Source organism: Pedococcus sp. NPDC057267, from assembly GCF_042668795.1.
Lineage (GTDB): Bacteria > Actinomycetota > Actinomycetes > Actinomycetales > Dermatophilaceae > Pedococcus.
This window is the reverse complement of sequence record NZ_JBHUYG010000060.1, coordinates 4,187-26,151: the sequence shown is the minus strand read 5'-3', so window position 1 is coordinate 26,151 and position 21,965 is coordinate 4,187. Positions and strand designations below refer to the sequence as shown.

Below are 21,965 nucleotides of genomic sequence, written 5' to 3'. Positions count from 1 at the left end.
GCCCCGGGGGCCGGCCGTTCGTCGTCCGACCGGCGCCCGGCAGCACCGGACGCCGGACCGGTGCCCGGCAGCAGCGGACGTGAACGGTGTCCGGCGAGCCGTGGCCGCCCCTAGGCTGCAGGCATGCACAGCCCCCTCTTCGACCAGTCCAACCTCGAGGTCCAGGCGCAGCAGCGCTTCGCCCTGCAGAACCCGCAGATGCTGCGCGTCCACCTCGGTGGCGACGTCCTGGCCGTCAAGGGGGCGATGGTCGCCTACCAGGGGGCGATCCGCTTCGACCACGAGAGCGCCGGCAGCGTCGGCAAGCTCTTCAAGAAGGTCGTCACCGGCGAGGACGTGTCGCTCATGCGGGTGTCCGGCGAGGGCGACGTCTTCTTCGCCTCCGAGGGCGGCTTCGTCTTCCTGGTCGACCTCGCCGGCGACGCCCTGTCGGTCAACGCCCGCAACCTGCTCGCCTTCGACTCGAGCATCGGCTGGGACATCAAGCGGGTCCAGGGCGCCGGCATGCTCAGCGGCGGCCTCTTCAACACCACCCTGCAGGGCACCGGCACGGTGGCCATCCACACCGTCGGCCAGCCGGTCGTCCTCGACTGCGGCCAGCAGCCGACCTACGTCGACGTGCAGGCCTGCGTCGGCTGGTCCGCCAATCTCGTCCCCCAGGTCGTGTCGAGCATGAACGTCCGCTCGATGCTGCGCGGTGGCTCGGGCGAGGCGTTCCAGTACGCCTTCTCCGGCCCGGGGTTCGTGATCGTGCAGCCGAACGAGTGGACGCCGCCGCCGGCCCAGGGCGGCAGCAGCGGCGGCGGCTTCAACCTGGGCGGGCTGCTCGACTGATGGGCGCACCGACGCCGGTCGTCGACGCCGACCTCGTCGCGCGCCTGCGCGCGGACCTCGAGCGCGCGGCATACACCGTCGAGGCCGTGGGAGAGCTGCTCGGGCCGCTCGCCTCCGCGGCCCTCGGCCGGGAGCAGGTGCTGCCGGCGCAGCGGGTGACCGCCACCGCCGGGACCCCGCTGGCGACGCTCGTCCGCCTGTTCACCCTCGGTGACGCGGTCGACGCCGACGACGCGGCGCGCGCGCTGCCGACCCTCGGCGTCGAGGGCGCAGAGCGGCTGCGCATCGTGACCCAGCAGGGTCCCGGGGTCGTGGCCACGTGCGACCTGCGCCCGTACGCCGACGAGGACCACGCCTGGTGGGTGGCCTCGGACCTCTCCGAGCTCGCCACCCGCGCGCCCCTGGCCGAGGACCACGTGCTCGGCATCGGTGGCGCGTCGACGACCCTCGCCTCCTGGACGCCGCGGCCGCGCGTCGAGCGCGCCCTCGACCTGGGCACCGGCTGCGGCGTGCAGGCTCTGCACCTGGGCTCCCACGCCGCGTCGGTGACCGTCACCGACATCTCGGCGCGGGCGCTGGAGTACGCCGCGTTCAACGCCGAGCTCAACCGCTGCGACTGGACGTTCGTCGAGGGATCGATGCTCGATCCCGTTGCGGGACAACGGTTCGACCTCATCGTGAGCAACCCGCCGTTCGTCATCACCCCGCGAACTCCTGACGTCCCCCTCTTCGAGTACCGCGACGGCGGCCGGGCCGGCGACTCCCTGGTCGCCGACCTCGTGCGCTCGATCGGCGACCACCTCGCCCCGGGCGGGATCGCCCAGTTCCTCGGCAACTGGGAGGTCGTCGGCGACGCCGACTGGCGCGAGCGCGTCCGCGGCTGGGTCGCCGGCTCGGGACTGGACGCGTGGGTGGTGCAGCGCGAGGTGCAGGACCCGGCGCAGTACGCCGAGACGTGGGCGCGCGACGGCGGCCACCACAGCGCCACGAGCGAGTTCGCGACGATGTATGCCGCGTGGCTGGACGACTTCGCCTCGCGCGGGGTGGGCTCGATCGGCTTCGGCGTGATCACGCTGCAGCGTCCGACGGGCGACCGCGAGCCCTTCCTCGACCTCACCGAGGCGACCGGTCCCGTGGCGAGCCCCATGGGTCCGGCCGTCCTGGCCGGCCTGGCTGCCCGGACCTGGCTGGCGGAGCACACCGACGACGAGCTGCTCGAGGTGGCGTGGCGCTGCGCCGACGACGTCACCGAGGAGCGGCACGGCCGGCCGGGCGACACCGACCCGACCGTGATCCTGCTCCGGCAGGGCGGTGGGCTCGGCCGGGTCGTGCGGCTCGGCACCGCCGGGGCCGCCCTCGTCAGCGTGTGCGACGGGAGCCTCCCGGCCGGCGCGGCGGTCGCCGCGATCGCCGCGCTCCTCGAGGTCGACGAGGCGCAGGTGCGCGCCGAGGTGCTGCCGCTCCTGCGGGCCCTGGTGGCGGACGGGCTCCTCGTCTGACTCCTCCCGTGAGTGAGCCGGGCGTCGCCAGCCGGCCGTCGTGGGGGTGTTCTCGCAGGTCAGAAATGGTGTTGTGAGTGAGTGCTCACTCACTTAATCTGTTCGGGTGTCTCCCCGCGCTCCCGCCATGGCCCCCGACGAGCGCCGTGCCGCGATCATCGCGACCACGGTGCCCCTGCTGCGCGAGCACGGCCCGACCGTGAGCACCAAGGAGATCGCCCGCGCGGCAGGTGTCGCGGAGGGGACGATCTTCCGCGTCTTCGAGTCCAAGGACGAGCTGGTCGACGCGTGCGTGCACAACGCGTTCGAGACCGAGAAGCTCGTCACCCGGCTGCTCGCCATCGACGAGGCGCTGCCGCTGCGCGAGCGCCTGGCCGAGGCGGTGTCGACGATGCAGGAGTACCTGCGCGGCATCTTCTCGCTGATGACGATGCTGCACTCGTCGGGGCAGCCGATGCGCCGGCCGCACAAGGACCCCCGGCGCGAGCAGGCCAACGAAGCCCTCGACGCGGCCTTCGTCGCACTCATCGCCGCCGACCGCGAGCAGCTCCGGCTGCCGCCCCTCGAGGTCGTCAACTACCTGCGGATGATCACGCTGTCCAGCGTCCACCCGATGCTGCACCACCAGGGCTCCTCCGCCCAGGAGATCGTCGACGTCATCCTCGAGGGCGCCCTCCGGCGGCCCGACACCACGGCGGTCCACTGCGCGACCGCCGCCCCGCGGCACACCGGCTCGGCGTCGGCCGCGTCCGCAACACCGTCCACCAGGGGGAAGAAGTAGTGCTCGTCAGGATCATCCGCACCTACCTCGCGCCGTACCGCGGCCTCGTCGTCGCGCTCGTCGCGCTCCAGCTCGTCGGCACCATCGCCTCGCTCTACCTGCCCAGCCTCAACGGCCGCATCATCGACGAGGGGGTGGCGCGCGGCGACACGGGCTTCATCCTGCGCACCGGTGGCTGGATGCTCGCGGTCTCGCTGGCGCAGATCGCCGCCACGGTGGCCGCGACCTACCTCGGCGCCCGGTGCGCGGCGGGCCTCGGCCGCGACCTGCGCGCCGACGTCTTCGCCCGCGTGGGCGACTTCTCCGCCCAGGAGGTGTCGAGGTTCGGCGCTCCCACGCTGATCTCCCGGAACACCAACGACGCGACCCAGGTGCAGACGGTCGTCTTCATGGGGGCCGCGATGATGGTCTCCGCGCCGATCATGATGGTCGGCGGGATCATCATGGCGTTGCGCGAGGACGTCGGGCTGTCGTGGCTCGTGGCGGTCTCGGTGCCGCTGCTGGCGCTGTCGGTGTCGCTCGTGATCCGCAGGATGATCCCGCAGTTCCGGCTCATGCAGGAGTCGGTCGACTGGGTCAACCGGGTCCTGCGCGAGCAGATCACCGGCATCCGGGTCGTGCGCGCGTTCGTCCGGGAGGAGCACGAGGAGGCCCGGTTCGCCGAGGCCAACACCCAGTACACCGGCACGGCGCTCGCGGTCGGCCGCCTCATGGCCATGGTCTTCCCGATCGTCATGCTGATCTTCAACGCCTCGACGGTCGCCGTGCTGTGGTTCGGCTCGCACCGGGTCGAGAGCGGGCAGATGCACATCGGCGAGCTCACGGCCTTCATGAGCTACCTCATGCAGATCCTCATGTCGGTGATGATGGCGACGTTCATGTCGATGATGATCCCGCGCGCGACCGTGTCGGCCGGGCGCATCGGGGAGGTCCTCGACACCGCGTCGACCGTGGTCGAGCCCGCGTCACCGGTGGCGCTGCCCTCCCGCGGCGTCACGCTCGAGCTGAGGGACGTCGAGTTCACCTACCCCGGCGCGGACGTGCCCGTCCTGCAGGGCGTCTCGCTGACGGCCGAGCCGGGCCGCACGACGGCGATCATCGGCAGCACCGGCTCCGGGAAGTCCACGCTCGTCTCCCTCGTCCCGAGGCTGTACGACGTCACCGGCGGGGCCGTCCTCATCGGTGGCGTCGACATCCGCGAGGCGGCGCTGGAGGACGTCTGGGCGCGGATCGGCCTGGTGCCGCAGAAGCCGTACCTGTTCACCGGGACCGTCGCGTCCAACCTGCGCTACGGCGACGCCGACGCGACCGAGGACGACCTGTGGGAGGCGCTGCGGATTGCCCAGGCCGAGGACTTCGTCCGGGCCATGCCCGGTGGCCTCGACGCGCCGATCGGGCAGGGCGGCACCAACGTCTCGGGCGGCCAGCGCCAGCGCCTCGCGATCGCACGGGCACTGGTGTCCAAGCCGGACATCTACCTGTTCGACGACAGCTTCTCCGCGCTCGACCTGTCGACCGACGCGCGCCTGCGCGCCGCCCTGCGACCGGTGACCCGCCACGCGGCCGTCGTCGTCGTGGCCCAGCGGGTCTCGACGATCGTCGACGCGGACCACATCGTCGTCCTCGACAACGGCCGCGTGGTCGGCACGGGGACGCACGACGAGCTGCTGGCGACGTGTCCGACGTACCTCGAGATCGTCGAGTCCCAGCGAGCGGCGCAGGAGGCGGCATGACCGAGCGCGCCCACCACGAGCACACCACGACCGACCGGGGAACGGGGGCAGCCTGATGGCTGAGGGAGTCAAGACCGAGGAGGAGCGGGCGGCCGAGGCCCGACGGGGCCCGGCGGCGCGCGCCGGGCAGCGGCACGGACCGATGGCGGGCGTCGGCATGCCGGCGGAGAAGTCGCAGAACTTCGTCCCGTCGGCCAAGCGGCTGCTGTCCCTGCTGCGCCCCGAGCGCCACCGGCTGTACGCCGTGCTGGGCCTCGCGGTCGCCAGCGTCACCCTGAACGCGATCGGCCCCAAGATCCTGGGGCGGGCCACCGACCTGATCTTCGCCGGGGTCATCGGCCAGCGGCTGCCCGCCACGGCGACCCGCGCGCAGGTGATCGAGGCGCTGCGGGCCCAGGGCAAGGGCACGTTCGCCGACATGGTGGCGCGGATGGACCACCTGGTCCCGGGCCAGGGCATCGACTTCGGCGCGGTCGGTCGCGTGCTCCTCGCTGTCATGGCCATCTACGCCGTGGCGAGCCTGCTGTCGTGGGCGATGGGCTGGATCCTCATCGGGGCCGTGAACCGGACCATCTTCACGCTGCGTCGCGATGTCGAGGACAAGCTCAACCGGCTCCCGCTGCCGTACTTCGACGCGCAGCCCCGCGGCGAGCTGCTGTCGCGGGTGACCAACGACATCGACAACGTCGCGCAGAGCATGCAGCAGACCCTCAGCCAGATGCTCACCTCGCTGCTGACGGTCGTCGCGATGATCGCGATGATGCTCTACATCTCTCCGCTGCTCGCGGTGATCGCGCTGGTGACGATCCCCGTGACGATGGCGGTGACCGCGGCCATCGGCAAGCGGTCGCAGAAGCACTTCGTCCAGCAGTGGAAGAGCACGGGCGAGCTCAACGGGATCGTCGAGGAGGCGTTCACCGGGCACCAGCTGGTCAAGGTCTTCGGCCGCCAGGACGAGGTCCGCGCCGCCTTCCGGGCCCGCAACGACGACCTGTTCGAGGCCGGCTTCAGCGCCCAGTTCATCAGCGGCATCATCATGCCGACGATGATGTTCATCGGGAACCTCAACTACGTCGTCGTCGCGGTGGTCGGCGGCCTTCGCGTCGCCAGCGGGTCGATGAGCCTCGGCGACGTGCAGGCGTTCATCCAGTACTCGCGCCAGTTCACCCAGCCCCTGACGCAGGTCGCCTCGATGGCCAACCTGCTCCAGTCCGGCGTCGCGTCGGCCGAGCGGGTCTTCGAGGTGCTCGACGCCCCGGAACAGCAGCCGGAGAGCGGGAACCCGACGACGCTGGCGACGCCCCACGGGCGAGTGGCCTTCGAGGACGTCTCCTTCTCGTACAGCAAGGACGCGCCCCTCATCGAGCACCTGGACCTCGTCGTCGAGCCCGGCCAGACCGTGGCCATCGTCGGTCCCACCGGCGCCGGCAAGACCACGCTCGTCAACCTGATCATGCGGTTCTACGAGCTGGACGCCGGCCGCATCACCCTCGACGGCGTCGACATCACCCAGCTGACCCGGCGCGGCCTGCGCAGCCAGATCGGCATGGTGCTGCAGGACACCTGGCTGTTCGGTGGGACGATCCGCGAGAACATCGCGTACGGCAACCCCGGCGCCACCGACGAGCAGGTCCTGGCCGCGGCCCGGGCGACCTACGTCGACCGGTTCGTGCACACGCTGCCCGACGGCTACGACACGGTGCTCGACGCCGAGGGCGGCAACATCAGCGCGGGCGAGAAGCAGCTCGTCACGATCGCCCGTGCCTTCCTGTCCGACCCGGCGCTGCTCATCCTCGACGAGGCCACCTCCTCGGTGGACACGCGCACCGAGCTGCTGGTCCAGCAGGCCATGGCCGCGTTGCGGCACGACCGCACGAGCTTCGTGATCGCCCACCGGCTCTCCACGATCCGCGACGCCGACGTCATCCTCGTGATGCGCGACGGCAGCATCGTGGAGCAGGGCTCGCACGAGGAGCTCCTCGAGCGCGGCGGCGCCTACGCCGAGCTGTATGCCGCGCAGTTCAGCGGTGCGGCCGTGGACGTCGACACCGGCGAGGCGCCGGCCGCGGAGATGGCCACCGCCGGCAGCTGACGCGGCGGGGGTCCCGGGTGCCGAACCACGGCATACCGCCTAGTTTGGGGACGTCCGTCCGTGCGCGAGGAGCCGCCGATGTCTTCCCTGGTCCACTTGGCCGCCCCGGCCGCCGACACCCTCATCAACGCGAACTGGCTCGACTACCTGCTGGTGGCGACCTACTTCGTGTTCGTGCTGGGCATCGGCGTCCTCGCCCGGCGGCAGGTGTCCGACTCCATCGACTTCTTCCTGTCGGGGCGCTCGCTGCCGGCGTGGGTGACGGGTCTGGCGTTCATCTCCGCCAACCTCGGTGCGGTCGAGATCATGGGCATGTCCGCCAGCGGTGCGCAGTTCGGCATCCCGACGGTGCACTACTTCTGGGTCGGCGCGATCCCGGCGATGCTGTTCCTCGGCGTCGTGATGATGCCGTTCTACTACGGCTCCAAGGTCCGCTCGGTCCCCGAGTTCATGCTCCGCCGGTTCGGGACGGGGGCCCACCTCGTCAACGCCATCAGCTTCGCCCTGGCCCAGCTGCTCATCGCCGGCGTCAACCTGTTCCTGCTCGGGTCGATCGTCCGCGCCCTGCTCGGCTGGCCTCTGTGGGTGGCGCTGATCGTCGCCGCGGCGATCGTGTTGTCCTACATCACGCTGGGCGGCCTGTCGGCCGCGATCTACAACGAGGTGCTGCAGTTCTTCGTGATCGTCGCCTCGCTCGTCCCGCTGACGCTGATCGGCCTGCACAAGGCCGGCGGGTGGAGCGGGGTGGAGGCCAAGCTCACCGCCTTCGCCCAGCAGCACTCCGACAAGGTGCCCGCCGCCTCCGACCAGCTGAACTCGTGGCCGGGGACTGCGCTGACCGGATTCAACTCCAGCTTCTGGTCCGTGGTGGGCATCGTCTTCGGCCTCGGGTTCGTGCTGTCCTTCGGCTACTGGACCACGAACTTCGTCGAGGTCCAGCGCGCCATGGCCAGCAAGTCGATCTCGGCCGCGCGCAAGACGCCGATCATCGGCGCCTTCCCCAAGATGTTCGTCCCCTTCATCGTCATCCTCCCGGGCATGATCTCGGCGGTCCTCGTCAGCGAGATCGGCCGGCTCAAGGCCGGCGAGAAGGTGCCGGGCGGCGCCTCCGGCGAGGGCGTGGCGTACAACGACGCGCTGCTGTACCTCATGCGTGACGTGCTGCCGAACGGCCTGCTGGGGCTGGCGATCGCGGGCCTGCTCGCGGCGTTCATGGCCGGCATGGCGGCGAACATCTCGGCCTTCAACACCGTCTTCAGCTACGACCTGTGGCAGCGCTACATCCGCAAGGACCACAGCGACGACTACTACCTGCGGATCGGGCGGCTGGCCACCGTCGCTGCAACGCTGATCGCCATCTTCACGGCCGGGTTCGCGAGCAGCTTCTCGAACATCATGAACTACCTGCAGACGCTGTTCGGGTTCTTCAACGCACCGCTGTTCGCGACCTTCATCCTCGGCATGTTCTGGAAGCGGATGACCGCGACGGCCGGCTGGGTGGGCCTCGTCTCGGGCACGCTGTCGGCGATCCTCGTGGCCTTCCTGTCCAAGGACGCGTTCGGCTCGGCGAGCGTCGGCGTGATCCCGCTGTCCGGCCAGGGCGCCAGCTTCGTCGCGGCCTCGACGGCCTTCGTCGTCGACGTCGTGCTCAGCGTGCTCGTGTCGATGGCGACCACGCCGAAACCGGTCAGCGAGCTCAAGGGCCTGGTCTACTCCGAGACGCCGCGCGAGGACCTCGTCGACCCCGAGGAGGCCAGCGAGCCGTGGTACCGGCGGACGCTGCCCCTCGCCGGGATCGCGCTCGTCCTCGTCATCATCCTCAACGTGAGCTTCTGAGAGGAGCGCAGCCATGACCGACAACGAGACCTCCCGCCGCGGATCGGGCGCACCGCGCAAGACGGCCGGTGCCTTCGACATCCGCAACATCATCGGGCTGCTGCTCGGCATCTACGGCGTCGTGCTCCTGCTGGCCGGCTTCTTCCTCGACCAGGCCAGGGACAAGACCGGCGGGGTGAACGCCAACCTCTGGACCGGCCTGGGCCTCGCGGTCGCAGCGGCCGTGTTCCTCACCTGGGCCCGCCTGCGCCCGATCGTCGTGCCCGAGCACGTCGAGCCCGCAGAGACCGACCCCACGCGGCCCGGCCCCACCCGCCGAGGCGGGGGGCACTGACCGCGGCGTGGGACTGACCCGCAGTCACCACCGACTGAGGTGCGTGCGCCGCGTGGACGCGTCCACGCGGCACACGCACCTCAGGGGTGCGGGACGGGATCGGGCGTGCGGCGCAGGGCCCTGCGACCGGTGAGGCCGAGGGTGGCAGCCGCTGCCAGCCCCAGCAGGCCGCCGACGGCCCACATGAGCCTCGGGCTGGTCTGGAAGAGGGCACCCGAGAGGGGTGGGGCGAGCACCGTGCCGCCGATGGACGCTGCCCCGTAGAGGCTCTGGTAGCGGCCGTGCATGCCCTCGGGTGCGCGGTCGGCGGCGTGGGCAGTCGCGGTCGGCTTGTAGAGCATCTCCCCGGCGGTGACCACGGCGACCGCGACGAGCACCAGCACGAGGCCCGGCGCGGGCGACACGAGCAGCCACCCCACGCCGACCAGCAGGAAGCCGCCGGCGACGAGCCGCTCCGGCGGCCGTTCGCGCAGGCGGTGGGCGAGCCACGGCTCGAACAGCACGATGAGCGCGCAGTTGAGCGAGATCGTCGTCCCGTAGACCCAGGGCGCGGCGCCGAGGGACTCGAGCTGCCACGGGACCGCCGAGTAGGCGAACCGGTAGGCCGTGTCGGCCGCGACGACCGTGAGCAGCAGCAGGACGAAGCGCGGGTCGGCCCGCAGCGCCGCCAGCAGCCGCGTGGGCGTGTCGGCGGGCACGGTGGTGGGGGCGGCCGTGGGCACGACGAACATCACCACGCCCAGCATGAGCAGGCTGGCCGCGGCGTCGATGACGAAGACGACGCCGAAGTGGTGCACGGCGAGCAGGCCGCCGAGCGGTGGCCCGAGCACCGTGCCGGCGTTGTTGACCGCCCGCATCCAGGCGGTGGCCTGGCGGCGGTGCTCGGTGGGCAGCGCACTGGTGACGAGCGCGAACGACACGGGACGGCCGACCCCACCGAGGGCTCCCATGAGGAACAGCACCACCGGCAGGCCGCCCGTCGGCGTGACCGGCACGAGCAGGCAGCCCGCGGCCGAGGCCAGCGAGGCCCCGGCGAGGGTGGGGCGCAGGCCGAAGCGGTCGCCGACCGTGCCCCCGACCAGGTTCCCGACGATCATGCCGGCGCCCCAGACCGCCGCGACCGAGCCGGCGGTGGCCTCGTCGAGGTGGCGGCCCGAGACCAGGTACAGCGGGACGAACACCCAGGCCATCGACCCCAGGGCGTTCACGAACCGCCCGGCGAGCAGCCACCGCACCCAGACGGGCAGCTCCTTCATCCGCGGGAGCGGGTCTGCGTGCGGCAGGAGCAGGACAGCGGGCGGCCGGCGTTCACGCCCGACACCCTAGGGCCCGCCCGACCCCGCCCTCCTCCGCATTTCTCCGGCGTTTGGGTGCTGCTGCGCTCGCGTTTGCGGGCGCGTTCATGGACCAGGTCGTCGCGGCATACCGGCACCTGACGCTGCGACGCGCCGGGTGACCCCGGTTCGGGGGCGCGGGCGCTCGCGATTCCGAGCGCTCCGGCCCCCAAGACGGAGGAAGGAGGGAGCGAAGGGGGAGGAAAGGGCAGGGTCAGGCGAACTGCCAGGAGCGCTTGCTGAGGCCGAACCAGAAGCCGTCGATGACGCTCTCGTTCTCGAGCGAGCCCGACTCGTAAGCCGCACCGAGGCTGACGTAGAGCGGCGCCCAGTGCTCGGTGCGTGGGTGGGCCTCCCGGGCGGCTGGGGCCTTGTGCACGAAGTCGAGGATCGCGTCGACGTCCTGCCGCTCGAGCGCCTCGGCCGCCCAGTGGTCGAACTCGCTCGAGGCGGCCGGGGGAGTCCCGTCGGGGCCGCCGCCGGGGTTGAACCAGCGCAGGTTGTGGGTCGTGAACCCGGACCCCACGATCAGGGTGCCCTCGTCGCGCAGCGGGGCCAGCCGGCGGCCGAGGTCGAACAGGGTCCGCGGGTCGAGGGTCGGCATCGACATCTGCAGGACCGGCACGTCGGCGTCGGGGTACATCTCGACCAGCGGCACGTACGCGCCGTGGTCGAGGCCGCGGGACTCGTCGCGGTGGACCGGGTTCTCGGCCGTGTGCACGAGCCGCTCCACCGACGCGGCGAGCTCGGGCGCGCCCGGCGCGGCATACGTCACCTCGTAGTAGTGGCGCGGGAAGCCCCAGAAGTCGTACACGAGCGGGACGTCGCCGGAGGTGGCGGACAGCGACAGCGGCGCCTCCTCCCAGTGCGCCGACACCATGAGGATGTTGGCTGGCTTGCCGAACCGGTCCGACCAGTCGGCCAGCTGGCGGGTCCACACCGGGTCGTCCGCGAGCGGCGGGGCGCCGTGGCTGAGGTACAGGACCGGCTGGCGCTCCTGCGTCGAGGTGGTCATGCGCCCAGCATACGCCCGAGGCAATTTAACTTTCAACTACCATTCGGTGGACCCCCGGGAACCGACTTGACCGCCTCGGCTACCGTCTCTTGCGTTGCCATGTCCACGCAGCGACGAATCCGCTGCACATGGGAGCAGGACGGCAGGTTGGATCTGTGAGCACGGGGCGCAAGCTCGTCATCGTCGAGTCGCCGGCGAAGGCCAAGACCATCGGCGGTTACCTGGGCAAGGACTACGACGTCGAGGCGTCGGTCGGCCACATCCGCGACATCCCGACCCCGTCGGAGATGCCGGCCGAGATCAAGAAGGGCCCCTTCGGCCGCTTCGGTGTCGACGTCGACGGCGGCTTCGAGGCCTACTACGTCGTCGACAGCGACAAGAAGAAGAAGGTCGCCGAGCTCAAGCGGCTGCTCAAGGGCGCCGACGAGCTCTACCTGGCGACGGATGAGGACCGCGAGGGCGAGGCCATCGCCTGGCACCTGCTCGAGGTGCTCAAGCCCAAGGTCCCGGTCAAGCGCATGGTGTTCCACGAGATCACCAAGGAGGCGATCCAGCGCGCCGCCAACGACACCCGCGACCTCGACACCGCGCTCGTCGACTCGCAGGAGACCCGGCGCATCCTCGACCGCCTGTACGGGTACGAGGTCAGCCCGGTCCTGTGGCGCAAGGTCAAGGCGGGCCTGTCCGCCGGCCGCGTGCAGTCGGTCGCCACCCGCATCGTCGTCGAGCGCGAGCGCGAGCGGATGGCGTTCGTGCGCTCGTCCTACTGGGACGTCGAGGGCGACTTCACCCCCGACGGCCAGGCCAACCAGTTCGCGGCACGGCTGACCGCCGTCGACGGACGCCGCGTCGCCGTCGGCCGCGACTTCGCCGACGACGGCACGCTGAAGTCCCGCGAGGTCGTCCACCTCGACCAGGAGCTGGCGACGTCGATCGCCGCCCAGGTGCTCGAGGCCCAGGTCAGCGTCACCGGTGTCCAGGAGAAGCCGTACACCCGCCGCCCGAGCGCGCCGTTCACGACGAGCACGCTGCAGCAGGAGGCCTCGCGCAAGCTGCGGCTGTCGTCCAAGAACGCGATGCGGGTCGCCCAGCGCCTGTACGAGAACGGCTACATCACCTACATGCGTACCGACAGCACGACGCTGTCGGAGGCCGCCCTCACCGCCGCGCGCCAGCAGGCGCGGGACCTGTACGGCGCGGAGTACGTCCCGCAGTCGCCCCGCCTGTACGAGAAGAAGGTCAAGAACGCCCAGGAGGCGCACGAGGCCATCCGCCCCGCGGGCGACCGGTTCCGCACCCCTGCGCAGGTCGCGGGCGAGCTGCGCGGTGACGAGTTCGCGCTCTACGAGCTGATCTGGAAGCGGACGGTCGCCTCGCAGATGGCCGACGCGCGCGGCTCGACCGCCACCGTCAAGCTCGGCGGCACGCTCGCCGACGGCCGCACGGTCGAGTTCAGCGCGTCCGGCACCGTCATCACGTTCCGGGGGTTCCTCGCGGCCTACGAGGAGGGGCGGGACGAGGACCGCAACCGCAACGCCGACGAGGACGAGCGTCGCCTGCCCAGGCTGAGCGAGGGCGTCGGGCTCACCGTCGTCCGCGCCGAGGCCGACGGCCACGAGACCACCCCGCCCCCGCGCTACACCGAGGCCACGCTCGTGAAGGCCATGGAGGAGAAGGGGATCGGGCGTCCGTCGACCTATGCCAGCACGGTCGGCACGATCCAGGACCGCGGCTACGTCCACACCCGCGGGTCGGCCCTCGTGCCCACCTGGCTCGCCTTCGCCGTCACGCGGCTGCTCGAGGAGCACTTCACCGAGCTCGTCGACTACGACTTCACCGCCTCGATGGAGGAGGACCTCGACCGGATCGCCGGCGGCGACGAGCAGCGGGCCGAGTGGCTCAAGCGGTTCTACTTCGGCGAGGGCGACGGTGCCCTGGCCGCCGGCAAGCCCGGCCTGCCCGACGCCGGGTCGGCCCACCTCGGGCTCAAGCAGCTCGTCGACGACCTCGGCGACATCGACGCCCGGGAGATCTCGACCATCCCGATCGGCGACGGGATCGTCGTGCGCGTGGGCCGCTACGGCCCGTACGTCGAGGAGACCGTGCCGCAGGGCGTCGACGCCGCGACCGGCGAGATGACCGACGGTGCGGGCGACACCCCGCGGCGCGCGACGATCACCGACGACATCGCCCCGGACGAGATGACCCCGGAGAAGGCTCGCGAGCTCCTCGCGCAGTCGGCCGACGACGGCCGGGTCCTCGGCCAGGACCCCGCGACGGGGCGCGACATCGTGGCGAAGGCGGGCCGCTACGGCCCGTACGTCACCGAGGTGCTGCCCGAGGAGGAGACGGCCACCAAGGGCAGGGGCAAGGCGAAGGCCAAGCCGCGCACGGCCAGCCTGTTCAAGGACATGGACCTCGCCACGATCGACCTCGACGCGGCGCTCAAGCTGCTCAGCCTGCCCCGGGTCGTCGGCACCACGACCGAGGATGACGGCACCGAGGTCGAGATCACCGCGCAGAACGGGCGCTACGGGCCGTACCTCAAGAAGGGCACGGACTCCCGCTCGCTGACGACCGAGCAGCAGCTCTTCGACATCACCCTCGAGGAGGCGCTGGCGATCTACGCCCAGCCCAAGCAGCGCGGTCGCGCCGCCGCCGCGCCGCTCAAGGAGCTCGGCCCCGACCCGGTCTCGGGCAAGCCCATGCTGGTCAAGGACGGCCGCTTCGGCCCGTACGTCACCGACGGCGAGACCAACGCGACCCTCCGCAAGGCCGACGACCCCGAGTCGATCACGGCCGAGCGGGGCGCCGAGCTGCTCGCGGAGAAGCGGGCCAAGGGCCCGACGACCCGCAAGCGGGCGGCCAAGAAGACCACGAAGAAGGCCGCGACGAAGAAGACCGCCACCCGGAAGGCGGCCGCGACGAAGAGCGCGGCGAAGAAGTCCTGAGCCGAAGGGAGTCCCGAGGCGACGAGCCCTGAGCCGACGAACCATGAGTGGAGCAGCCCCGCGATGACGCCGAACCTCGACCCTGCCACCGGCCGGCAGCTGTCGCTGCGCCTGGCGACGGAGCAGTCGCAGCAACGGCTTCCGTCGGTCGCGGCCGCCCTGGTCCGTGACGGCCAGGTTGTCTGGTCCGACGCCGTCGGCACGCTCGACGGTCGCGGCGGCGGTGAGCGGGCCACCACCGACACGCAGTACCGCATCGGTTCGATCACCAAGACCTTCGTGGCCGTGGAGGTGATGCGGCTGCGCGACGAGGGCCGGCTCGACCTCCGGGACACCGTGGTGGCCCTGCTGCCCGAGGTGGCCGGTTCGGACGTCGCGGGCGTCACCGTCGCCCAGCTCCTCTCGCACAGCTCGGGCCTGCAGGCCGAGACCAGCGGCCCGTGGTGGGAGCGCACCGCGGGCGACGACTGGGCGGCGCTGGTCGCCAGCCGGCCCGCGCTGCGGTTCCGTCCCGGCGCGCGCTTCCACTACTCCAACGTGGGGTATGCCGTGCTCGGCGAGGTCGTGGCGCGGCTGCGCGGCATGCCGTGGCACGACGCCGTCCGCACCTCGCTGCTCGACCCGCTGGGGATGACCCGGACGACCACCCGCCCCCAGCAGCCGGCGGCGCCCGGCTGGGGCGTCCACCCGCTCGCGGACCTGCTCCACGTCGAACCGGAGCACGACGCCGGCGCCATGGCCCCGGCCGGCCAGCTCTGGTCGACGGCTCAGGACCTCTCGCGCTGGGCGGCATTCCTGGCCGGTCGCACCGCGGGGCTGCTCGACCCCGCGACGCTCGAGGAGATGTGCCTGCCGGTCGTCGTCAACGACAGCCCCGGCCAGGCGTGGACCGCCGCGCACGGGCTCGGCTGGCAGGTGTGGAACTTCGAGGGGCGCCGGTATGCCGGGCACGGCGGCTCGATGCCCGGCTTCCTCGCGGCGCTGCGCGTCGACCGCGCGAGCGGCGACGGCTGCGTGCTCTTCGCCAACGCCACCTCCGGGATGTCGCCCTCGCTCGTCCAGGACCTGCTCAGCCTCCTCGCCGAGCGCGAGCCGGTCCCGCCGGAGCCGTGGTCGGCCGACGCCACCCAGGTCGAGGGCCTCGAGCTCGTCGGCGACTGGTACTGGGGCACCACGGCATACACGCTGCGGCTCGCGGACGACGGCCACCTCGTCCTCGGGGAGCCGGGGGTGCACCGCGGCTCGCGGTTCCGGCCCACCGGAGCCGGGTGGGTCGGGCTCGACGGGTACCACGAGGGCGAGCCGCTCGTGGCGGTGCGCGACGCGCAGGGCTCCGTCGGGCACCTCGACCTCGGTTCGTTCCGGTTCACCCGGACGCCGTACGACCCGGCGGCCGACGTGCCCGGGGACGTCCACCCCGACCGCTGGCACTGAGCTCCCGCCACACGCGTGACGTGTGGTGTGAGGACATGTCGGGCCCGTTTTGTGTGGATCACCCGGCCATGTCCCGTGTGGTGGGGCAGCCCTAGGGTTTCGGGAACCGCGACGGGTACCCCCGCCCGTCGCCAGCCCGCACGAGGAGGTGCCGGTGCCGACCGAGGCCACCCACGGCTCCGCGCAGACGCTGCTGGAGACCCGCGGGCTCACCAAGGAGTTCCGCGGCTTCCGAGCCGTCTCCGACGTCAGCCTCGAGGTCGCCGAGGGCACCGTCCACGCACTCGTGGGACCCAACGGTGCCGGCAAGACGACCCTGTTCAACCTGCTGACCGGTTTCCTGTCGCCGACATCGGGGACCATCTCCTTCGGCGGCGAGGACATCACCGGCCTGCAGCCGGAGCAGGTGGCCCACCGCGGCATCGCGCGGTCCTTCCAGATCACCAGCCTCTTCGACCAGATGAGCGCCGTCGACCACGTCGAGCTCGCGCTCGCCTCGCCCACCGGGCTGGGCTACCGCTTCTGGCGCTCGTCGCGGCAGATGCGCCAGTTCCGCGACCGCGCCATGGACCTGCTCGACCAGGTAGGCCTGGCCGACCGGTCCGGCGCGGCGGCGGGCGCACTGGCATACGGCCAGAAGCGTGCCCTCGAGCTCGCCCTGGCGCTCGCGCTCGACCCCCGCCTCCTGCTGCTCGACGAACCGACCGCCGGGATGGGGCTGGAGGACGTCGACCGCACCATCGCGCTGGTCAAGAAGGTCTCCGCGGGCCGCACCGTCGTCTTCGTCGACCACAACATGCACGTGGTCGGCTCCCTCGCCGACACCGTCACCGTCCTGCAGTCCGGCCAGGTTCTCGCCCAGGGGACCTACGAGGCGGTCCGCAACGACGAGCGCGTGATCACCGCCTACCTCGGACAGGCCGGGTGACCCCATGACCGACACCGGAACCGACGACGTCCGCGGGCCCGTGGGCACCACCGGCCGCGCGACCGGCCCGACGCTGGAGCTCTCCGGGCTCTCGGCCTGGTACGGGGAGGCGCGCGTCCTCACCGACGTCGACCTGCAGGTGCGCCCCGGGGAGGTCGTGACCCTCGTGGGCCGCAACGGCGCCGGCAAGACCACGCTGCTGCGCTCGGTGATGGGACTGCACCGACAGGTCCAGGGCACCGTCTCGTGGGACGGCAACGACCTCGGCCGGACGAGCCCCGACCGCCGGGCCAAGGCCGGGATCGGCTGGGTGCCCGACGACCGCGGCATCTACTCGACCCTGTCCGTCGCGGAGAACCTGCGGCTGCCGCCGGTCGTCTCCGACGCCGCGTGGAGCCTGGACCGCATCTACGAGCAGTTCCCCGTGCTGCACGAGCGGCGCGACTTCCCGGGCACCAAGCTCTCCGGCGGCGAGCAGCAGATGCTGGCCATCGCCCGGGTCCTGCGGATGGGCTCGCGGCTGCTGCTGCTCGACGAGCCCAGCGAGGGCCTCGCCCCGGTCATCGTCCAGCGGATCGGCGAGATCATCCGCCAGATCAAGGAGCAGGGCGTCTCGGTCCTGCTCGTCGAGCAGAACGTGACGTTCGCGTCCACCGTCGCCGACCGGCACTACCTGCTGGCGCAGGGCCGGGTCGTGGAGTCGCTCGACAACGACTCGTTCCAGTCCCGCACCACCGAGCTCCTCGAGTACCTCGGCATGTAGCACCCGCCACCCGGCACCCACGGCACCACCTCGAACCCCCGGAGGGGAACATGAAGCGCACCCAGACCCTGGCCCTCGTGGCCACCGCCGTCACCGCCAGCCTCGCGCTCGCCGCCTGCGGTGGGGGAGGGCCGGCCTCGGCCGGCGGCAAGATCAGCGACGGCAAGGTCGTCATCGGCCTGCTCAACGACCAGTCGGGCGTCTACAAGGACCTGTCCGGCCCCAACTCCAAGGTCGCGATCCAGATGGCGATCGACGACTACAAGGCCAAGTACGGCAGCAAGGCCGTCGCCAAGGACATCGAGATCGTCTCGGCGGACCACCAGAACAAGCCCGACATCGCCAACACCAAGGCGCAGGAGATGTACGACCGCGACAAGGCCGACATCATCCTCGACGTCCCGACCTCCTCCGCCGCCCTGGCGGTCGCCACGCAGGCCAAGGCCAAGAAGAAGCTGTTCATCGACATCGGTGCCGGCACCACCGCCCTCACCGGCAAGTCCTGCAACAAGTACACGTTCCACTGGGCCTACGACACCTACATGCTGGCCTCGGGCAACGGCGCTGCGACGGTGCAGTCCGGCGGCAAGAACTGGTCGATCGTCTACCCCGACTACGCCTTCGGCCAGGACATGACCAAGTCCTACAGTGCGGCCATCGAGCGCGCCGGCGGCACGGTCCAGCAGAAGATCGCCACGCCGTTCCCGAACGACAACTACGCGACGTTCATCACCAAGGCCGCCGCGTCCAAGCCGGACGTCATCGGCATCATGGCCGCCGGTGGCGACCTGGTGAACTTCATCAAGCAGTTCAACCAGTCCGGCATCGCCAGCACCACCAAGCTCGCGGTCGGCCTCATGTTCATCACCGACATCCACAACCTCGGCGTCGACCAGTTCAACGGCACGACCTTCACCGACGCCTGGTACTGGAACTACGACGCGCAGAACCGCGCCTGGGCCGACCGGTTCATGGCCAAGACGCACGTCCGCCCGTCCTTCGCCCACGCCGGCAACTACTCCGCTGCGCTCAACTACCTCGAGGCCGTCCAGGCCGCCGGCACCGACAACGCCGACGCCGTGGTCAAGCAGCTCGAGGGCAAGAAGATCAACGACATGTTCCTGCGCAACGGCGAGGTCCGCGCGGCCGACCACAACGTCACCCACGACGTCTACCAGGTCAAGGTCAAGAGCAAGGACCAGGTCAAGGAGGAGTGGGACCTCGAGCAGGTCATCAAGACCATCCCCGCCTCCGAGGCCTACGCGCCGCCGTCGCCCGACTGCACGATGTGACCGTTCCCCTGACCGATCGCCACCAGGGGCAACGCCTTTCGAGATCCTGAGGTATGCCGCCCGCCCACCCGGGCGGGCGGCGCACCGCCGGCGTCCGTCCGCCTCCACCGCCACCGACCTGCACGAGAGGACCTCCCGGTGAGCCAGTTCCTGCAGTACACCCTCCAAGGCCTCGCGGCCGGCGGGTTCTACGCGCTCGCCGCGCTGGGGCTGGCCGTCATCTTCGGCGTCCTCGGCGTCGTCAACTTCAGCCACGGCGCCTGCTACATGCTCGGCGCGATGGCCTCTGCGCTCCTGCTGAAGAACCTCGACCTCGGGTTCTGGCCGGCGCTGGTCGTGGTGCCCCTGCTCATGTTCGTGGTCGGTGTCCTCATCGAGCGGCTGTTCGTGCAGTGGCTGCTGAGGCTCGACCCGCTCTACAACTTCCTGCTGACCTTCGGCCTGACGCTCTTCACCGTCGACCTCATGAAGCGGCTGTACGGCGTCTCCTCGCAGCCGTACGAGGTCCCTGCCGGCCTGCGCGGCCGGGTCAGCCTCGGCAGCGTCGACCTGTCCGGCTACCAGCTGTTCGCAGCGGGGTTCTCGTTGCTCGTCTGCGCGGTGGTGTGGCTGGTCCTCACCAAGACCCGCGTCGGCATGATCGTGCGCGCCTCGACCGAGGACGCCGAGCGGTCGCGGGCCCTGGGCATCAACGTCGCCCGCTGGGTGACCCCGGTCTTCGGCTTCGGCATAGCCCTGGCAGGGCTGTCCGGCGTGCTCGCCGCCCCCTACCGCGCGATCAACGCCGACATGGGGTCCAACTTCGTCATCATCCTGTTCGCGATCGTCGTCATCGGCGGACTCGGCTCGATCCTCGGCGCCGTCGTCGCCGGCTTCCTCGTCGGCCTCGTCGAGGCGTACGGGCAGGGCTACTACGGCCAGATCTCCCAGGTCCTGATCTTCGTGCTCATGGCACTGGTCGTCCTGGTCCGGCCCAGCGGCCTGTTCGGCCGGGAGGAGTCCGCATGAGCTCGCAGCTGGAGCAGCGCGTCGACGTCGAGCTGCCGGGCACGCCGGTCCTCGGCGATCGGCGCCCCGTCGTCCGGTGGGTCGTGCTCGCCGTCGGGCTCGTCGTCACCCTGGCGCTGCCCTGGTTCATCTACCCGCCGGTGGCGATGGACATCGCGGCCTGGGCGCTGTTCGCGATCTCGGTCGACCTGCTGCTCGGCTACACCGGCCTGCTGTCGTTCGGGCACGCGGCGTTCTGGGGCACCTCGGCATACACGACCGGGCTCATCGCCACGAACCTCGGCGTGCCGTTCCCCCTCGCGGTCCTCGGTGGTGCCGTCGTCGCGATGGTGCTCGCGGTGCCGATCGGGTACCTCTCGGTGCGCCGCACCGGCATCTACTTCGCCATGGTGACGCTGGCGTTCGCGCAGATGACCTACTTCATCGCCAACCAGTGGAGCGACGTCACCGGCGGCGAGAACGGCTTGCAGGGGATCCCCAAGAACCTGTTCGGGCTGACCGACCTCATCAACTCGGACGCGTTCTACTTCTACTACGCGGCGCTGCCGCTGGTCCTGCTCGGCGTCTTCATCGCCTGGCGCGCAGTCAACAGCCCGTTCGGCCGGGTGCTCGTCGCGATCCGCGACAACCCGGCGCGCGCGCGGGCCCTCGGGTACGACGTCGAGCGGTACAAGATCATGGTCTTCGTGCTGTCTGCCGGGCTCGCCGGCCTCGCCGGTGGGGTGTTCTCGATCAGCCACGGGTTCGCCTCCCTGCAGGAGCTGGTCTGGACCACCTCGGGCAAGGTCGTGCTCATCACGGTCCTCGGCGGCATCGGCACCCTGTGGGGCCCGGCCGTCGGGGCGGCCCTCGTCGTCGTCCTCGAGGACCAGCTCGCGTCGTCGGGGTTCGAGGGCACGGGCATCATCACCGGCGCGATCTTCGTGGTCATCGTGCTCGCGTTCCGCCACGGCATCTGGGGCACCGCCCGCAACGGCCTCGTCGCGCTGATGCGCAGGCGGCGGCACGCGCGCGACCTCTGAGCCGAGCCTTCTGGAGCCGCACCCCGGCTCGGCGGTCGGGGCGAGGACCACGTGGCAGGGCCGACCGGTGTGCCGGCGGTGACGCGCCCGGAGCGCACGCGAACTGGTCGTCCGTGGAGCGCTTGCGGCGGTCCCACGGCATACGCCGGCAACGGGCTTGACCCTCACGCGGCGTGAGGCACCACAGTGGAGCCATGAGCACGAGGACGGGGCAGGAGCTGCTGACGGTCGGCCAGGTGGCCGACGAGCTCGGCGTCACGGTGCGCACGCTGCACCACTACGACGAGATCGGGCTGGTCGAGCCGAGCGAGCGGTCGCGGGCGGGGTACCGCCTCTACACCGCGGACGACCTGACGCGGCTGCAGCACGTGGTCGTGTACCGGCGGCTGGGGTTCGGGCTCGAGGAGGTCCGGCTGCTGCTCGACCATCCCGAGGGCGTCGAGCAGCACCTGCGCCGGCAGCGGGCCGCGGTCGCCCACCGGCTCGAGGAGATGCGCGAGCTCGTGGCGGCCATCGACAGGGCACTGGAGAGGGAGGAGTCAGGCATGAGGCTGACCAAGGAGGAGCAGAAGGAGCTGTTCGGCGAGGGATACTCCGACGAGTACGCGGCCGAGGCCGAGGAGCGGTGGGGCGACACCGACGCGTGGAAGCAGTCGCAGGAGCGCACCAGCCGGTACTCCAAGGAGGACTGGGTGCAGGTCAAGGCGGAGGCGGACGCGCTCAACGCCGCCTTCGTCGCCGCCAAGCGCGCGGGCCTGGCGCCGGAGAGCACCGAAGCGATGGACGCCGCCGAGGCGCACCGGCAGCACGTCCACGACCGGTTCTACGACCTGTCGCACGAGTTCCACCGGGGGCTCGCGGACATGTACGTCGCCGACCCGCGGTTCACCCGGACCTACGAGGACCTCGAGCCGGGGCTGGCGCGGTACGTCCACGACGCCATCCACGCGAACGCCGACCGGCACGCAGGCTGACCGACCGGCACGCAGGCTGACCGACTGGCACAGGCTGACCGACCCGGCAGGGCCGCTGCCGTGGAGACGGCGGACGGCGGCCACTGCCACCTGACGGAGGCGCCGTTCCCCCCGCTCCCGGGCGGCGCCTCGCGC

17 protein-coding genes are annotated in these 21,965 nt (G+C 71.3%); 15 read left to right on the top strand and 2 right to left on the bottom strand.

Annotation, left to right across the window (positions count from 1 at the left end):
* Positions 1–123: 123 nt before the first annotated feature.
* The 7 genes from ACFUC1_RS13550 to ACFUC1_RS13520 all read left to right on the top strand — a co-directional run bounded on the left by ACFUC1_RS13550 (position 124) and on the right by ACFUC1_RS13520 (position 9,109).
* Positions 124–834 (top strand): AIM24 family protein, encoded by a 711-nt coding sequence (locus ACFUC1_RS13550; RefSeq protein WP_379120573.1) that lies wholly within the window; start codon positions 124–126, stop codon positions 832–834.
* Positions 834–2,333: a PqqD family peptide modification chaperone gene (locus ACFUC1_RS13545; RefSeq protein WP_379120571.1), complete on the top strand. Its 1,500-nt coding sequence runs from the start codon at positions 834–836 to the stop codon at positions 2,331–2,333. The genes ACFUC1_RS13550 and ACFUC1_RS13545 overlap by 1 nt, the downstream gene beginning before the upstream one ends.
* A 106-nt stretch (positions 2,334–2,439) precedes the next feature.
* Positions 2,440–3,114 carry a TetR/AcrR family transcriptional regulator gene (locus ACFUC1_RS13540; RefSeq protein WP_379120569.1) on the top strand — a complete coding sequence of 225 codons (675 nt, stop codon included), beginning with the start codon at positions 2,440–2,442 and terminating at the stop codon, positions 3,112–3,114.
* Positions 3,114–4,847, top strand: a complete 1,734-nt coding sequence (locus tag ACFUC1_RS13535) for an ABC transporter ATP-binding protein (RefSeq protein WP_379120567.1) — start codon at positions 3,114–3,116, stop codon at positions 4,845–4,847. The genes ACFUC1_RS13540 and ACFUC1_RS13535 overlap by 1 nt, the downstream gene beginning before the upstream one ends.
* 55 nt (positions 4,848–4,902) lie before the next feature.
* Entirely contained in the window at positions 4,903–6,939 is a 2,037-nt protein-coding gene (locus ACFUC1_RS13530; protein ID WP_379120565.1) for an ABC transporter ATP-binding protein, read from the top strand.
* Between the two features lie 78 nt (positions 6,940–7,017).
* A complete protein-coding gene (locus tag ACFUC1_RS13525; protein ID WP_379120562.1) occupies positions 7,018–8,775 on the top strand; it encodes a sodium:solute symporter family protein in 1,758 nt (585 codons plus the stop codon).
* A 13-nt stretch (positions 8,776–8,788) separates the two neighbouring features.
* Positions 8,789–9,109 carry a hypothetical protein gene (locus ACFUC1_RS13520; protein ID WP_379120559.1) on the top strand — a complete coding sequence of 107 codons (321 nt, stop codon included), beginning with the start codon at positions 8,789–8,791 and terminating at the stop codon, positions 9,107–9,109.
* A gap of 80 nt (positions 9,110–9,189) precedes the next feature.
* On the opposite strand, the gene ACFUC1_RS13515 is transcribed toward ACFUC1_RS13520, so the two are convergent.
* Together ACFUC1_RS13515 and ACFUC1_RS13510 are read right to left on the bottom strand one after the other, a co-directional pair.
* Positions 9,190–10,365 (bottom strand): MFS transporter, encoded by a 1,176-nt coding sequence (locus ACFUC1_RS13515; protein WP_379120557.1) that lies wholly within the window; start codon positions 10,363–10,365, stop codon positions 9,190–9,192.
* Between the two features lie 292 nt (positions 10,366–10,657).
* The gene (locus tag ACFUC1_RS13510; protein WP_379120555.1) at positions 10,658–11,458 is read right to left on the bottom strand and encodes a dioxygenase; all 801 of its coding nucleotides are present in this window, start codon (positions 11,456–11,458) and stop codon (positions 10,658–10,660) included.
* Positions 11,459–11,586: 128 nt separating this feature from the next.
* Between ACFUC1_RS13510 and topA the strand changes: the two genes are divergently transcribed.
* The 8 genes from topA (at position 11,587) to ACFUC1_RS13470 (ending at position 21,830) form a co-directional block, all read left to right on the top strand.
* The gene (gene topA, locus ACFUC1_RS13505) at positions 11,587–14,409 is read left to right on the top strand and encodes a type I DNA topoisomerase (protein WP_379120553.1); all 2,823 of its coding nucleotides are present in this window, start codon (positions 11,587–11,589) and stop codon (positions 14,407–14,409) included.
* Positions 14,410–14,472: 63 nt separating this feature from the next.
* The gene (locus ACFUC1_RS13500; protein ID WP_379120551.1) at positions 14,473–15,843 is read left to right on the top strand and encodes a serine hydrolase domain-containing protein; all 1,371 of its coding nucleotides are present in this window, start codon (positions 14,473–14,475) and stop codon (positions 15,841–15,843) included.
* Between the two features lie 154 nt (positions 15,844–15,997).
* On the top strand, positions 15,998–16,771 hold the full coding sequence (locus ACFUC1_RS13495; RefSeq protein ID WP_379120549.1) for an ABC transporter ATP-binding protein: 774 nt from the start codon (positions 15,998–16,000) through the stop codon (positions 16,769–16,771).
* Positions 16,772–16,775: 4 nt separating this feature from the next.
* Positions 16,776–17,534 carry an ABC transporter ATP-binding protein gene (locus tag ACFUC1_RS13490; protein ID WP_379120547.1) on the top strand — a complete coding sequence of 253 codons (759 nt, stop codon included), beginning with the start codon at positions 16,776–16,778 and terminating at the stop codon, positions 17,532–17,534.
* 50 nt (positions 17,535–17,584) lie between these two features.
* Entirely contained in the window at positions 17,585–18,826 is a 1,242-nt protein-coding gene (locus tag ACFUC1_RS13485; RefSeq protein ID WP_379120545.1) for an ABC transporter substrate-binding protein, read from the top strand.
* A 138-nt stretch (positions 18,827–18,964) separates the two neighbouring features.
* Positions 18,965–19,834, top strand: a complete 870-nt coding sequence (locus tag ACFUC1_RS13480) for a branched-chain amino acid ABC transporter permease (RefSeq protein ID WP_379120543.1) — start codon at positions 18,965–18,967, stop codon at positions 19,832–19,834.
* Positions 19,831–20,856, top strand: a complete 1,026-nt coding sequence (locus ACFUC1_RS13475) for a branched-chain amino acid ABC transporter permease (RefSeq protein ID WP_379120541.1) — start codon at positions 19,831–19,833, stop codon at positions 20,854–20,856. The genes ACFUC1_RS13480 and ACFUC1_RS13475 overlap by 4 nt, the downstream gene beginning before the upstream one ends.
* Positions 20,857–21,050: 194 nt before the next feature.
* Positions 21,051–21,830: a MerR family transcriptional regulator gene (locus ACFUC1_RS13470; protein ID WP_379120539.1), complete on the top strand. Its 780-nt coding sequence runs from the start codon at positions 21,051–21,053 to the stop codon at positions 21,828–21,830.
* Positions 21,831–21,965 lie beyond the last annotated feature (135 nt).